The organism is Ruminococcus difficilis (assembly GCF_016680995.1).
This window is the reverse complement of record NZ_JAEQMG010000163.1, coordinates 103,126-117,706: the sequence shown is the minus strand read 5'-3', so window position 1 is coordinate 117,706 and position 14,581 is coordinate 103,126. Positions and strand designations below refer to the sequence as shown.

Annotated in this window: 12 protein-coding genes; 10 read left to right on the top strand and 2 right to left on the bottom strand. The window is 53.7% G+C overall.

Features of this window, described 5'->3' with window-relative positions; all coding sequences use genetic code 11:
* The first annotated feature begins 69 nt into the window (after positions 1-69).
* From JKK62_RS14955 to JKK62_RS14925, 7 genes are all read left to right on the top strand, one after another.
* Positions 70-870 (top strand): DNA-3-methyladenine glycosylase family protein, encoded by an 801-nt coding sequence (locus tag JKK62_RS14955; RefSeq protein WP_243411876.1) that lies wholly within the window; start codon positions 70-72, stop codon positions 868-870.
* A gap of 182 nt (positions 871-1,052) precedes the next feature.
* Positions 1,053-3,398 (top strand): hypothetical protein, encoded by a 2,346-nt coding sequence (locus tag JKK62_RS14950; RefSeq protein ID WP_201428603.1) that lies wholly within the window; start codon positions 1,053-1,055, stop codon positions 3,396-3,398.
* Between the two features lie 375 nt (positions 3,399-3,773).
* Entirely contained in the window at positions 3,774-4,073 is a 300-nt protein-coding gene (locus JKK62_RS14945) for a hypothetical protein (RefSeq protein WP_201428602.1), read from the top strand.
* 378 nt (positions 4,074-4,451) lie between these two features.
* Positions 4,452-4,949, top strand: a complete 498-nt coding sequence (locus JKK62_RS14940) for an RNA polymerase sigma factor (protein WP_201428601.1) — start codon at positions 4,452-4,454, stop codon at positions 4,947-4,949.
* Positions 4,946-5,983, top strand: a complete 1,038-nt coding sequence (locus JKK62_RS14935) for a hypothetical protein (protein WP_201428600.1) — start codon at positions 4,946-4,948, stop codon at positions 5,981-5,983. The genes JKK62_RS14940 and JKK62_RS14935 overlap by 4 nt, the downstream gene beginning before the upstream one ends.
* A 34-nt stretch (positions 5,984-6,017) precedes the next feature.
* Positions 6,018-7,067, top strand: coding sequence for a hypothetical protein (locus tag JKK62_RS14930; protein ID WP_201428599.1), 1,050 nt, complete (start codon positions 6,018-6,020; stop codon positions 7,065-7,067).
* A gap of 117 nt (positions 7,068-7,184) precedes the next feature.
* Complete coding sequence (locus JKK62_RS14925; protein ID WP_201428598.1) at positions 7,185-7,613, top strand: hypothetical protein; 429 nt, start codon at positions 7,185-7,187, stop codon at positions 7,611-7,613.
* A gap of 249 nt (positions 7,614-7,862) precedes the next feature.
* Here the strand turns inward: JKK62_RS14925 and JKK62_RS14920 are convergent, their stop codons facing one another.
* Together JKK62_RS14920 and JKK62_RS14915 are read right to left on the bottom strand one after the other, a co-directional pair.
* A complete protein-coding gene (locus JKK62_RS14920; RefSeq protein WP_201428597.1) occupies positions 7,863-10,397 on the bottom strand; it encodes a heavy metal translocating P-type ATPase in 2,535 nt (844 codons plus the stop codon).
* A 298-nt stretch (positions 10,398-10,695) separates the two neighbouring features.
* Positions 10,696-10,995, bottom strand: coding sequence for a metal-sensing transcriptional repressor (locus JKK62_RS14915; protein ID WP_201428596.1), 300 nt, complete (start codon positions 10,993-10,995; stop codon positions 10,696-10,698).
* A gap of 331 nt (positions 10,996-11,326) precedes the next feature.
* Here JKK62_RS14915 and JKK62_RS14910 point away from each other — a divergent pair, with 331 nt between their 5' ends.
* The 3 genes from JKK62_RS14910 (at position 11,327) to pckA (ending at position 14,508) form a co-directional block, all read left to right on the top strand.
* Positions 11,327-11,800, top strand: coding sequence for an RNA polymerase sigma factor (locus JKK62_RS14910; RefSeq protein ID WP_330622343.1), 474 nt, complete (start codon positions 11,327-11,329; stop codon positions 11,798-11,800).
* A complete protein-coding gene (locus JKK62_RS14905; protein WP_201428594.1) occupies positions 11,797-12,603 on the top strand; it encodes a hypothetical protein in 807 nt (268 codons plus the stop codon). The genes JKK62_RS14910 and JKK62_RS14905 overlap by 4 nt, the downstream gene beginning before the upstream one ends.
* Before the next feature lie 297 nt (positions 12,604-12,900).
* Positions 12,901-14,508 (top strand): phosphoenolpyruvate carboxykinase (ATP), encoded by a 1,608-nt coding sequence (gene pckA, locus JKK62_RS14900; RefSeq protein WP_207752206.1) that lies wholly within the window; start codon positions 12,901-12,903, stop codon positions 14,506-14,508.
* Positions 14,509-14,581: the final 73 nt, after the last annotated feature.

Below are 14,581 nucleotides of genomic sequence, written 5' to 3'. Positions count from 1 at the left end.
CATATTGCGGCAGAATATGGTATACTGGATTTGCATTTTTTTGATAATAGGGTTATTATGAGTATTGTATTGGAAAACGTAAAAGATCTCGACCTGTCACAGACCTTATCCTGCGGTCAGTGCTTTCGGTGGAAGGAACACCCGGACGGCAGCTTCAGCGGCGTCGTGCGGGGAAGATACGCCCGCGTATCCCCGGACGGCGACCGCCTGATCCTTGACGGCGCAGACGAAGCCGACCGCGCGATGTGGTTCGATTACTTTGACCTCGGCTTGGATTACGCAAAGGTGCGGCAAGAGCTGTCCGCGATCCATCCGACGCTTGCCGAGGCGGCATGCTACGCGCCCGGGATACGGATCCTTGATCAGGAGCCGTTCGAGGCACTGATCAGCTTTATCATCTCACAGAACAACAACATCAAGCGGATCACGGGTATCGTCGACCGATTGTGCGAGCGTTTCGGCGAGCCGATCGGGGCTGACGCTCCCCATGCCTTTCCGACCGCGCAACGTCTGGCGGCATTATCGCCCGATGATCTCGCGCCTATCCGCGCGGGATTCCGTCAACGCTACATCATCGACGCGGCGCGAAAGGTCGCGGACGGCACGATCGACTTGGAACAGATCCGCGCGCTGCCTTATGACGAAGCGCGTTCTAAGCTGATGCAAATCACCGGTGTGGGCGTGAAGGTCGCAGATTGCGTCCTGCTCTACGGACTGCACCGATTGGATGGATTTCCGCTCGATGTGTGGATGAAGCGCGCGATGGCGGCGCTGTTCGAGGGCATCGAGCCCTCGGATTTCGGGCAGTACGCCGGTATCGCCCAGCAATACATTTTTCATTATGCCCGTATGCACCCTGAGCTTTTTTAAAAGACTCCCTTTGGTAAAGGGGTCACGTGTGACACGCTGTTGCTTTCCAAGGCTCCCTTTGGGAAAGGGAGCTGTCGCACAAAGTGTGACTGAGGGATTGCATCGATTGTCCGACCGTAGGGAGTTACAACTCGGTAAATGACGATCAATAATATAGAATTCACTTGACATAGGAGGACAACATGAAGATTCTTTTTATCCTCGCGCTGATCGCTTTAGCTGTATTTGCCGTGTCGAGTATCATCAAGGAACGCAAGTATACCAGGATCATCCGTCTGGTATTCTGCTCTCTGGCGGTGGTACTCTCGCTGATATCCGCGATCGCTGCGCCGTATCTGCGCTCACTCGGGATCGGAGTCGCCGTACTGACAGCGGCGAGCTTCGGACTGTCGATCTTCGCACAGCAGTTCAAGACCGACACCATCAAATCCTTTGTGAAGTACACCGCCAACGCGATATTGGTGATCCTGCTGCTCGAAGCGGTCTGCTTCAACTTCAACAGCTATCATCTGTGGAAGGGCGGCTATGATGAAACGCCCCTCGATATGAGTACGGCGACGCTCACCAATGTCAAACAGAACGGCAACAGCTTTGTGACGAACGGTGAGAGCGCGACCATCGAGTTCCCGAAGCTCGATCAAAAGATCGGTACCATCCAGCTCGACCTCAAGGGCACCTCCTACAAGACCGATTATTCCATCGACTTTGCCGATGAGACCAACGCCTCTTATTATATGAGAAGCGGGTTGGTCAAGGGCTCGGTGTTCAATGATATCAAGCAGACAAAGTACGTCGTCTGTGACTTTTCGGGCAAGGTCAGCAAGCTGAAAATCAACCTGACCGAGCTGAAAAACAACACCGTGACCATCAGCGGCATCACCCTCAACGCGGATTATCCGTCGCGTTTTTCCTATCTGCGATTCGCGCTGATCCTGCTGAGCGTGATGTTCGTGTGGGCGTTCAAGCGGAGCGTCAACTTCCGCAAGCCGCTGTCCGCTCAGTTCAAAACCGCCAAAGCCGTCACCGCGGTCATCGTGATCGTGATGGTGGCGATCTCACTGCTGCTATCCTCCGTCGGACTGAATCCCAAGAAGGATTTCAATGATCCCACCGGCAACCAGATCACCAAGGAGCTGGTCGACGCGTTTGAATCGGGGCAGGTCGAATTGAAGGATAAGCCCGGTACCGATCTGCTGAATATGGAGAATCCCTATGACTGGTCGGCGCGTACCGAAAAAGGCGTCAACGCCAAATGGGATCATGTGTTCTATGACGGCAAGTATTATTCCTACTACGGTGTCGGTCCCGTGATCCTGCTGTACCTGCCGTACCATTTGATCACCGGGCACTATCTGGCGAGCCTGCCGGGTGTGCTGTTGTTCAACACACTGGCGCTGATCTTCCTCGGCATGACGTTCTATCAGCTGATGAAACGGCTGTTCAAGGATATCCCGCTGTCGATGTTCACGGCGGCGCTGATCATGATCTATGCCTCCTGCGGCGTGTGGTACTGCACGGTCATGGCGAACTTCTATGAGATCGCCCAAAGCTCCGGCTTCTGCTTCACCGTGTTGGGCGCGTATTTCCTGGTGACGTCCAATGTGATCGGCAGCGATAAAGAACCGATCAGACCGCTTCACGCGGCACTGTCCTCGCTCTTCCTCGCGATCGCCGTGACCTGTCGTCCCACGACCGCTATCTGGTGCGTCGTCGCGGTGGTGTTCATCATAGCGGGCGTGATGAAGCTGCGCCGCACAAACGGAGAATTGTCATCGCGAGGCTCCAAGAACCGTGGCGATCTCAACCGATCAAAAAAGTCGGCAATCATTATCTATCTTTGCGCGGCGCTGATCCCCTTTGTCGTGATCGGCGGTGCGCAGATGATCTATAACCACGCGCGCTTCGGATCGTTCACGGATTTCGGTATCGCGTACTCGCTGACCATCAACGACTTCACCCACACCGAGTTCCACACCCAGCTTTCCGCGATCGGCTTCTTCGATTATCTCTTCGCGCCTCCGTCCTTTACCGGCGAATTCCCCTATGTCCAGTCGACTCTGTCGACCCTCGGCGTAAACGGCTATTACTTTGAGGCGACCAACAACGGCGCGGGCTTATTCTATCGCGCGCTCCCGATGTTCTTCCTCTTCGGCGCACCCTTCGCGCTCAAGTATGTCGATAAAGAAAAGCGCACCCGCACCGCGATCCTGTTCAGCGCCGTGGCATTCGTCGCGCCGTTCGTCATCATCGCGTCCATCTGGGAATCCGGCTACGGCACGCGCTATATGATGGACTTTGCGTGGGAGATGCTGACCTGCGCCTTCCTCGTGATGTTCCTCTTCTACCGCAACCTCAAGGGCAAGGATGCAAAGCGTATCTATGAGCATCTGCTGTTGATCGCGATGTTCGCCTGCCTGTTCATCAATATGGGTCTGGTGTTTGCGTACTGGTACCCCGGCAGCTATGTCGCGGGACACGAGGCGATGTTCGAGCGCTTCGGCAGAATGTTCTCGATGTTCAACACATAAGGCTCATCCATGTGTAGGGGAGGGGCTTGTTGCTCAGCCGCAGACGGCACCCCTCTGCCCGTGACACAAATGTCCGGGCACCTCCCCAACGGGGAGACCCCTCCCGAAACTTCTCCGTCATATCCCTTTTTTATGCGAAGCAGATGAAGCCTATTGTAGGGGAGGGGCTTGCTCCTCCCGCACCATTTCCATCATATCCCTTTATCCTGCGGAGCAGATATATGTTTTCGATACCGAAAACACCCCGCCCGATTAATGGTTGAAATTCTCTTGTTCTTGTGTTATAGTAGTAAAAACAAATTGTGTAGGGGAGGGACTTGCTCCTCCCGATATCAATGGGTGTGGGCGCAGTCCACCCTGTTATGAAGGTGCAGAATGAGTCAGAATCAAAACAACAATCAACCGCAAAAGGCGGCAGATACAAACAAACAGCCTGCTCAGCAGCTCACCCAAAAGCCCCGCCGCAATAAAGCCAAGGAATGGCTGATCTCCCTTTTGATCACGCTGGTGGTGCTGGGAATCGTGGTCGCCCTGCAATACTGGTTCGCCAAAACCAGCGGACTGGGCATGAACTCGACCATCACATGGGTAGGCAACGCCATCGGCGGCGTCATCATGCTGTTCATCGTCCACCACTTTGTCAAAAAGCCCGACGACGACGGCTACCGTCCGTAAGTGGCTCCCTTTGGGAAAGGAGATTCCCCTACTAGGGGAAATGTCCGCAACGCGGACAAAAGGGTCTGCTGCCTCCGCTAGGAGGGCTCAAACCGATAAAAAAGACTGAGGGATTGCATCATTGTATGAGCGGACGTATGTCCGCAAGTAACGATATAGGATTAAAAGCGCTTCTGAAAAGAGGCGCTTTTTTATCAGGCTCCCTTTGGGAAAGGGAGCTGTCCCCGAACGGGGACTGAGGAATTGTATCAATCGACCGAGCGTCAGCGAGATACTTTTTCCTTAACTTAATGACATTGTTGGTAAAGTGAGGCTTTTTTCAAAAACCTGAAACCTAATCGGCTTCTCATGTGTGTATATAGTGAAGGGGGGAACAAAATGGGCAAAAGCGACAGCAAGCTGTATGCCGGCTTAAGCTATGAACAGACTGTGCGCAAGTATGCCCAAAATGTTTCCTCCGCCTGTATGATGCGTCTGCAAAACTGGGCGGACGCCGAGGATTGCTTCCAAAACACGTTCATCAAGCTCTATCAAAAGTCCCCCGACTTCAAGGATGAAAACCACCTCAAAGCATGGCTCCTGCGCGTCGCGATCAACGAGTGCAAGAACCTGCTCCGCGACAGCCGCCGCCATCTCTCCCTCGACGCGGCGCTCCGGATCCCGGCCCCCTCCGCCGAGGACGACGCTGATCTTTCGTGGGCGTTGATGAAGCTCGATCCCGACTACCGCGAGGTGATCTATCTGCATTATGCCGAGCAGATGAAGGTCAGAGAGATCGCTGACGTCCTCGGCAAAAACACCAACACGGTCAAAACGCTCCTGCACCGCGGCAGAGAGAAGCTCAAGGCGATCTATTCGGGAGGTGACGGAAGATGAAAGAATTCAACTTTAATACCATCAAGAACCTCCCCGTCCCCGAGCAGTGGATCGAGAACGCGCTCGCGATCCCCGAAACAGAGGAGCAAAAGCCCGCTGTCGTACCGTTATCAAACGCTCATTGTGAGGAGTCGGCAGAGCCGATGACGCGGCAATCTCAACCTTTTTGGCGCAAGCCGCGCTTTATCGCGATGGCGGCGAGTCTGGTGCTGGTCACCGCGCTGAGTATCTCCCTGTTTTTGTCGATGGGCAGCAAGCCCCCGATTTCTGTAAAGTCCGATTCTAAGCCCGACTCCACGCAGATCGTCTGGTCGACCGACGAGTACGGCGCGACGGTCGCGACCGAGATCGTTTCGGTTCCCGATGACGGTAATCAAAATGGTGCTCATCCTACGGAGAAGCCATCCGCTTCATCACAATCCGTCGAGAATGCCCTCGGCGGCGGCGACCGCACTTCTCCCACCGCGCTGAGCGGACAGGGCGGCTCCGAAAGCGCCTCTCCCACCACACCGGGCGATCAAAGGGGCTCTGCCACCCGACACGGCGGAACGCCGCAGTCCCCGACTGCCGCCCCGCAAAAGCCGACTGCATCCACGAGCCCCGTCACACCCGATCCCACCGCCGCTCCGACGCCGATCGAAACAGCGTCGCATGAGACCGAGGTTGCTCCACCTGTAGAACTGCCGACCACAGCGCCGTGGGAGAGACCGCCTGATGAACCGATTGAGCCTCCCGTTTATCATGCCACTATCACCTCGAGTATCTTTAAGCCGACCTATGGGTTAGGTGAAAAGGATACGATACCGGTTTACTGCAAGATCCTCAGCACAGACAAAAGCGTCCTGTACGGTGATCCCGATCTGTATTCCGAACAGCACAGGGCGATCATTACCGAAAACAATCCCGGTACGTTGAAATTCGCTTACACCCCTGCCGATCTCGGGATCCTTCCTGCCGATGGCAAATACTACTGTGAGTTTTATGACGAAAACGGCAGGAGGTTGAGGTATGGTACAATGTACCTAAGCAAATAGTAGATTGTAATATCATTCAAAGGAGGAAATCAACATGAAAAAAGCAATATGTATTCTTTTGATTTTAGCAGTCATGATGACCTGCTGCGTAGTCGGCGTTTCGGCAAAATGCACGATCCCCGATACGTTGCGCGAGCAGATGGACGCTGTTGAAAACGGAAAATTCAAGGTTCACATCTGGTTGTATTGCCCGATCGACAAAAGCACCGTATTCCAACAGGCGATCAAGGAATGCGGCTATATCGGCGGCTTGCCTCTCAATATGACGCTCGATGAAGTGTACGCGTATAAAGCGGTGTATAACAGGATCATTTCCGAGCAGGAAGCCGCTGTCGCCGACAGCTTTATTGAAAAGCTCGGCATTGCGGAAGAGGATATTGAATATCACGGAAAGCATCCTTATGTGATCGCGTTCTTGACAGAAGATCAGATCGAAACCGTCGCTTCTTTTTCGGAGGTTGAAGGTATCTACTATGATCTGATGGATGGTCAACCGATCGTAACACCCACCGAACCTCCGACCGAATCTGCTTCCTCTGAGTCGCCGTTTCTTTATCAAGCGCGTTTTGAGGAGCTGTATGGCTCCGGTTATGACTGGTGTGATTATCAGGAACTGTACTATCATATCGACCAAAACGGAGAGACCGACTGGGCGCTGGTGTACGCCTTTATTCCGGCAGCGGAACCCATTGAGTTGGTCACGATCGTCGGCAACCGTGTGCTCTATCCGGGTACGATGTATATGCCGTTCGACGCGTGTTATGGTATCTATGACGTCAAAGAGGACAAGTTTATCGACGCTGGCTCTTCCGAAGCCAAGAACTATGACGGATTCCTCAAGGTTTTTGATGAGATCGACGACGGCAGACTGATCGGTGATCTTGACCGCGACGGTGATCTATCAGTGGTCGATGTGACGATCCTCCAGCGCTGTGATGCGAATATGAGGGAGTACCCGGATGACGATACATTCAGTCTTACCTTTGAGTGGGGCAAAAGCCGCTATTACTCCGACTTCGACCGCGACGGCGAGCGTACGATCCTCGACGCGACCCGCTTGCAGCGGTATCTGATCAGCGAATAATAACATAATTTGTTCTCAATGAAACCAATTGTTAAGCGCCTCTGAAAGGGGCGCTTTCGCTTGACGTTTGTTAACGGTTATGATAATATATTAATACAAAAAGGGGGGATTGCATTTATGAAAAAGACGGTTTTCGTATTAAAGCACGTTTTCTTGTTCTTTATTGCGTTACTTCCTTTTCTGTGGCGTGCGCTAGAGTGTTATTTCCTCGGATTGGATCCTCAAAGCGGGTTTATGCAGACTGTTGCTGTGGCGATCAGTTTGATCTGTTACTTTAATATTGTACCGATATTGTATATCGGAAAGGCAGCGCTGATCTGTTTTCTGTCGGATGATGTGAAGCACTGCATTATCCTAAGTGTTACATTGGCTGTATCTTCCGTATTGTCGCAGATTGTCTTTCCCCCGGAGGTGAATGAGTCTGTCGGAGCGGATGGAACTATCGTCGTGTTGGTATTCTTAGCTCTTGTACGTGGCGCGTTTCTTGCCGGATTTGTTTTTTTGAAATACCATATGACAAAATCGAAATCACGTTACTCTGCGTAAATCAAATGGTTGCGGCATCTCAACCGAATCATATAAGAAAAAAGAAAGAACGCAGTCGGCATCAAAACCGACTGCGTTCTTTTTGTCAGAATCATTTAATATGAGTAGCTATTTTCCAAGGCTCCTTTTGGTAAAAGGAGCTGTCGCCCGTTGGCGACTGAGGAATTGCACTAATTGATCGACCGAAGGGAGATACTTTGATTCTTCATTCTTCGGTTTTCAGTCATTGAACGCCTCCGCGGCGCACCCTTATTCCTCAATTCCCTTCGGTGTGTAGCCCGCGTCGGTGATCGCCGCCGCCGCTTTGTCGTAGTCGATCGGCTTGGCGGAGATGATCTCGACCTTGTTTGCTTCGTGAGAGGCGGTGACGCTCTCGACGTTCAGATTCTTTTCGATGGCTTCTTTTACGTGCTTTTCGCACATCGGGCACATCATGCCCTCTACATTGATCACGGTTTTCATGGTTTTGGGTTCTCCTTTACTGTTGGTATTTTCATCAGCCGCGGGCAATGCCACAGCCGTTTTGTGACTCTTTTTGTGCTTGTGCGGATCGAACAGATTCAGCCGCAGGGCGTTGCTGACGACGCAAAAACTGCTCAGGCTCATTGCCGCCGCGCCGAACATCGGATTCAGCGCGATGCCGAAGATCGGGATCCATAACCCCGCCGCCAGCGGGATGCCGATGATGTTGTAGATGAATGCCCAGAACAGGTTCTGGTGGATGTTGCGCAGGGTTTGGCGCGACAGACGGATCGCGGCGGTCAGATCGGTCAGCTTAGAGCCGACCAGCACCACATCCGCCGAGTCGATCGCGATATCCGAGCCGGAGCCGATGGCGATTCCGGTGTCCGCGGCGGTCAGCGCGGGCGCGTCGTTGATGCCGTCGCCCGCCATCGCGGTTTTGCCGTAGTGCTTGAGCTCGTTGATGATGTCGCTCTTGCCCGAGGGCAATATGCTTGCGTATATTTTTTCAATTCCGACAGCGTTTGCGATGGCTGCGGCGGTTTTCTCGTTGTCGCCGGTGATCAAGACCGTGCGGATTCCTAATTCGGACAGCTCCCTGACCGCGGTCTTGCTGTCATCCTTGACGGCGTCAGCCGCCGCGATCACGCCAAGCAGTCTGCCGCCCTTGGAGAACAGCATCGGCGTTTTTCCATCGCCCGCGAGCGCACTTGCCAACGCGTTGGTTTTTCTTTCGCTGTCCTCACTGAATTTGATTTTGGATCGGATGAAACGCGGCGATCCCGCATAGACGGTCTCTCCGTCGATCTCACCCGACAGCCCGTGCCCCGAAAGATTCCGGAAATCCTCACAGGGCAGAGCAGCGGTGTTTCTTTCCTCGGCGTATGCCGTGACCGCCTCCGCCAGCGGATGGGCGCTGAGCTTTTCGATGCTGTACGCGATCTGCAACAACTCGGATTCGGTCACACCGTCGGCGGGTACAAGGTCGGTGACCTCAGGCGCGCCCTTGGTGATGGTACCGGTTTTGTCGAGCGCGACGATCTGCGTTTTGCCCGCGGTTTCCAGCGCCTCGGCGTTCTTGAACAGGATGCCCGCCTTTGCGCCCACGCCGTTTCCGACCATGATCGATACGGGAGTAGCCAAGCCTAAGGCGCAGGGGCAGGAGATCACGAGTACTGAGATCCCCCGCTCGAGCGCGTAGGAGAATTCTGCGCCGGTGATCAGCCAGATAATGAAGGTGATCAGCGCGATCCCGATGACGACCGGCACGAATACGCCGGACACCTTGTCGGCGATACGCGCGATCGGCGCTTTGGTGGCGGACGCCTCATAGACGGTGCGGATGATTTGACTCAGGGTCGTGTCCTCGCCCACGCGGGTGGCGCGGCATTTGAGGTAGCCGTTCTGGTTGATGGTCGCGGAGTAGACCTGTGCGTCCAACGCCTTATCGACAGGGATGCTCTCACCCGTCAGCATACTTTCGTCGAGCGTGCTCTCGCCCTCGATGACCACGCCGTCCACCGGCACGCTCATACCCGGGCGCAGGATGAAGATATCGCCGATGTTCACCGCTTCGATCGGAACCTCCACCTCTTTTCCGTCACGTTCCACGACGGCGGTTTTCGGGGATAAGTCCATCAGCGATTGCAGGGCGTCGGTGGTCTTGCCCTTGCTGTGCGCTTCTAAGATCTTGCCCAGCGTGATGAGCACGAGTATCATGGCGGCGGATTCAAAGTACAGCCCGTGCAGCAGGCTCATCCGCGCTTCACCCTCTGTTACCGTCATCATGAACAGCTCGTAAACGCTCCAGATGAAGCTCGCCGCGGAGCCGAGGGATACCAGCGTGTCCATGTTCGGCGCGCGGTGGATCAGCCCTTTGAAGCCGCTGACAAAGAATCGCTTGTTGATGATCATCACCGCGGCGCTGAGGATCATCTGTACCAGCGCGACCGCGATGGGGTTGCCCTCAAAAAACGGCGGCAAAGGAAAGCGCCACATCACGTGCCCCATCGAAAAATACATCAGTACGAGCAGCAGCACGAGTGAGATGATGAAGCGCTGAACAAGCGGCTTGACCTCGTTTGGCTTTTCGATTTTTATTTTGTTGTTTTGTTTTGTCGCGGCGTTTTGTGCCTTGGCGGTATAGCCTGCGTGTTCCACAGCGCCGATGATCTCGTCAGCGCTCGCGCTGCCCTCGACCACCATAGAGTTGGTCAGCAGACTCACCGAGCAGGAGGTCACGCCGTCGACCTTGCCGACAGCCTTTTCGACCCGCGCCGAACAAGCCGCGCAGCTCATCCCGCCTACATCATAGCGTTCCATATCAATTCTCCCTTTTTGCCTCCCTTTTCTAAGGGAGGTGGCCCCGGACACGCGTGTCAAGGGGCGGAGGGTTGTCGCGTATGGTAAGATGAAAGATAAACAGTCATCAAATATACGTTTTTCAACCCTCAGTCACCCTGACGCAAGCGTCAAGTGACAGCTTCCTCGCCGGAAACGGCTTCTTCTGCGAAGACAGCCGACCCTTTTGTCCGCTTTGCGGACATTTCCCCTAACAGGGGAATCTCCCCTTGTCCTTCGGACATTCCCCCAACGGGGGCACCTTAGGAAAGGGAGCCTTTTATTTCATCAACTTCCCGATGATGTCCATCAGCTCGTCGATATCCGCTTCATCGTTTTTGATGTCGCGCACCACGCAGCCCTCGATATGGCGGCGCAGCAGCTCGCGGTTGAAGGCGGCAAAGGCGTTTTTCGCCGCGGCGCTCTGGGTGAGGATATCCACGCAGTAGGCGTCGTTCTCCACCAGATTGCGGATCCCGCGGATCTGCCCCTCGATGCGGGACAGGCGGTTGATCAGCTTTTTCTTTTCTTCCTCTGTTCTTTCGGTTTTTTTCTGTGATAAGCAGTGTTCACACGGCATAAAATACCCTCCGTTTTTTCGGTTTATCAAATGGTGTATTCATCAATATAAATTCGGAATCCGCAGGATTCCATAGGGCTCCCTTTGGTAAAGGGGGCTGTCGCCTGACATACGTGTCGGGCGACTGAGGGATTGTTCTAATGATCGACCAAAGGGAGAAACAATCATTCTTCATTCTTCAGTATCGTCATATACCCCCCTCGGGGTATCTCTGCGCTCATTATATACCCTATAGGGGTATTTGTCAACAAAATCTTTTTGTTAAAATATTTTCATAATGCACGAAAACGCCCGTTCAAAAACGTGTTATAGGTGAAAGGAGGTCAGCTTTATCAAACTCGGTACCGAAAAAGCAGAATTCTATATCCGGAGTTACTCCGATATGATCTATCGCATCGCGCTGAACAATCTGAAAAATCCCGCCGATGCGGAGGATATCCTTCAGGATGTCCTGACGGAGCTGATCACCAAATGCCCCACTGACAAAACCGACGAAGGGGTGAAATACTGGCTGATCCGCATCACCGTCAACAAGTGTAACGGCTTTCGGCGGCTGGTGTGGCAGACCCGCACCGAGGGTCTCGAAAACCATCTGACGCTTGAAGCTCCCGAGCAGGAGCTCGTGATGGAGGAGATTTTCGAACTGCCGAAGAAGCAGCGGAACATCATCTATCTGTACTACTATGAGAAATACACGATCTCAGAAATCGCCGAAATCCTGCGCATAAACCCCAACACCGTCAGCTCCGACCTGCGGCGTGCACGCAAAAAGCTCAAAACCATCCTTGAGGAGGAAAGAAAATGAAGAAAAGCCTGTATGAACAGACGATGGACAGCATCAAAGCACCCGAAAGGGTTGTGGATCATATGCTGTCCGCCGTCAGGGACAGTGAAAAAAAGGAGAAGATCATCCCTATGAAAAACAGAAAATCGAATCATATCAAGCGGAACGTTATCGCAGCGTCGCTTGCGCTCGCACTCTTATTCGGAGCGGTATTCGGCATCAGCGCCCTTTCCCCGAAAGAAAGCCCCTTTATCATTACCGTGAACGCCGCCGAAATATTCGACAGCGGCTATACTCCTGTCGGTACGCTGAACGGGGTTGGCGGAGATTTCCATGAGGAAAACGACGAGGTCACGATGACCTACAGCTTTGCTTTTAATATCAGGGTCGAGGGTGAGAAGGTTGACGACGTTCTCTACACGGTCAAAAACGGAAGTATCGGCGCACAGGGCGAGAATAAGAAAAGCCTGAACCAGTCCGAGGTCATCTCTGTGGAAGAGGACGAAAAGATGTTTACCCTTCTGGGATTTTCTGCCGACACCGCAGATACGACCCTCTCCAAGGAAACGCGGCAGGCGATCCGCGATTGGTTTGACCACGCGAGAGCAAAGCTGGAAATGCCTGCCTTGCAAGAGGATTACGACGACAGCAAATTCAGTATCGCAGATTGCTCAAGCACCCTCTATGCCGCGCTTTTGGAGCGTGTTTCGGTCGAAGCGAAAATCACCTATACCGACGGTACAGCCGAGACAAAAAAACTTGTCTTTGCCTGCGACAGCGTCACCGAGGACGGCGTTGCGACCATCAGCGCAAAGCTGGTATAATCCATATCTTTCGATCTGGTTGCCCCTGAGATCTCTCGGGGGCAGCTTTTTACACAAATCTGCGTATCTGTCCATATCTTTGACATGTTTCCTCGAATGTATACCCATCTGTATCATTATTATTCTCGCGGGTACTTGACTTTTGCCTTGAAATATAGGATAATTTATCTTGTAATATTATAGTGGGTAATTAGGACGAGATTGCCACAGCCCCGACACGCGTGTCATACGCGTGTGATACGTGTGTCGATGGCTTCGCAACGACAGTCCATATTATCCGCAACAGGAGGTATACTTATGATCGATTTAACCAAGTATGGTATCAACGGCGTACAGGAGATCGTTTACAATCCCTCGTACGAACAGCTTTTCAAGGATGAGATGGATCCCGCGCTGACAGGCTTCGATAAGGGCCAGCTCACCGAGCTGGACACCGTCAACGTCATGACCGGTATCTACACCGGCAGATCGCCCAAAGACAAGTTCATCGTCATGGACGACACTTCCAGGGACACCGTTTGGTGGACGACTCCCGAATATCCCAACGATAACCATCCGGCTTCTCAGAAGGCTTGGGACGAGTGCAAGAAGCTCGCGCTCGAGGAACTCTCCGGCAAGAAGCTCTATGTCGTAGACTGCTTCTGCGGCGCGAACAAGGATACCCGCATGGCGATCCGCTTCATCATGGAGGTCGCCTGGCAGGCTCATTTTGTCAAGAACATGTTCATCCAGCCCACCGAGGAAGAGCTCAAGAGCTTTGAGCCTGATTTCATCAGCTACAACGCTTCCAAGGCGAAGGTCGAGAACTACAAGGAGCTGGGGCTCAACTCCGAGACCGCGGCGATCTTCAATGTCACCTCTCGTGAGCAGGTCATCCTGAACACCTGGTACGGCGGCGAGATGAAGAAGGGTATGTTCTCTATGATGAACTACTACCTGCCCCTGCAGGGCATCGCTTCCATGCACTGCTCCGCCAACACCGATATGGAAGGCAAGAACACCGCTATCTTCTTCGGTCTGTCCGGTACCGGTAAGACCACTCTGTCCACCGACCCCAAGCGTCTGCTGATCGGCGACGATGAGCACGGCTGGGATGACAACGGCGTCTTCAACTTTGAGGGCGGCTGCTACGCGAAGGTCATCGGTCTGGATAAAGAATCCGAGCCCGATATCTATAACGCCATCAAGCGCAATGCGCTGCTCGAGAACGTAACCGTCGATGAAAACGGCAAGATCGACTTCAACGACAAGAGCGTGACCGAGAACACCCGCGTCTCCTATCCGATCGAGCACATCGAGAAGATCGCGAAGAAGGTCAACGGCATTTCCGCCGGCCCCGAGGCTGAGAACGTCATCTTCCTGTCCGCTGACGCGTTCGGCGTACTGCCTCCCGTATCCATCCTGACTCCCGAGCAGTGCCAGTACTACTTCCTCTCCGGCTTTACCGCAAAGCTGGCGGGCACGGAGCGCGGCATCACCGAGCCGACTCCCACCTTCTCTGCTTGCTTCGGTCAGGCGTTCCTCGAGCTGCATCCGACCAAGTACGCTGAGGAGCTGGTCAAGCGCATGGAGAAGAGCGGCGCGAAGGCGTATCTGGTCAACACCGGCTGGAACGGCACCGGCAAGCGCATCACCATCAAGGACACCCGCGGCATCATCGACGCGATCCTCGGCGGCGACATCAAGAACGCTCCCACCAAGACCATCCCCTACTTCAACTTTGAGGTTCCGACCGAGCTGCCCGGCGTAGACACCGGCATCCTCGATCCCAGAGATACCTACGCCGATCCCAAGGAATGGGACGACAAGGCGAAGGATCTGGCGGAGCGCTTCATCAAGAACTTTGAGAAGTACACTACTAATGAAGCCGGTAAGGCGCTGGTAGCAGCAGGCCCGAAGGTCTGATTCAATTAGGAATGAGGAATTAGAAATTAGGAATTTCTGAAACTGAAAACCACATAAAAATGAGAGGTACCGA

Excerpts from the sequence above, each read along its gene's own strand:
- JKK62_RS14920 (WP_201428597.1), bottom strand. The coding sequence starts at position 10,397 with ATGGAACGCTATGATGTAGGCGGGATGAGCTGCGCGGCTTGTTCGGCG.
- JKK62_RS14915 (WP_201428596.1), bottom strand. The coding sequence starts at position 10,995 with ATGCCGTGTGAACACTGCTTATCACAGAAAAAAACCGAAAGAACAGAG.
- JKK62_RS14930 (WP_201428599.1), top strand. The coding sequence starts at position 6,018 with ATGAAAAAAGCAATATGTATTCTTTTGATTTTAGCAGTCATGATGACC.
- JKK62_RS14950 (WP_201428603.1), top strand. The coding sequence starts at position 1,053 with ATGAAGATTCTTTTTATCCTCGCGCTGATCGCTTTAGCTGTATTTGCC.
- JKK62_RS14905 (WP_201428594.1), top strand. The coding sequence starts at position 11,797 with ATGAAGAAAAGCCTGTATGAACAGACGATGGACAGCATCAAAGCACCC.
- JKK62_RS14940 (WP_201428601.1), top strand. The coding sequence starts at position 4,452 with ATGGGCAAAAGCGACAGCAAGCTGTATGCCGGCTTAAGCTATGAACAG.
- pckA (WP_207752206.1), top strand. The coding sequence starts at position 12,901 with ATGATCGATTTAACCAAGTATGGTATCAACGGCGTACAGGAGATCGTT.
- JKK62_RS14925 (WP_201428598.1), top strand. The coding sequence starts at position 7,185 with ATGAAAAAGACGGTTTTCGTATTAAAGCACGTTTTCTTGTTCTTTATT.
- JKK62_RS14935 (WP_201428600.1), top strand. The coding sequence starts at position 4,946 with ATGAAAGAATTCAACTTTAATACCATCAAGAACCTCCCCGTCCCCGAG.
- JKK62_RS14945 (WP_201428602.1), top strand. The coding sequence starts at position 3,774 with ATGAGTCAGAATCAAAACAACAATCAACCGCAAAAGGCGGCAGATACA.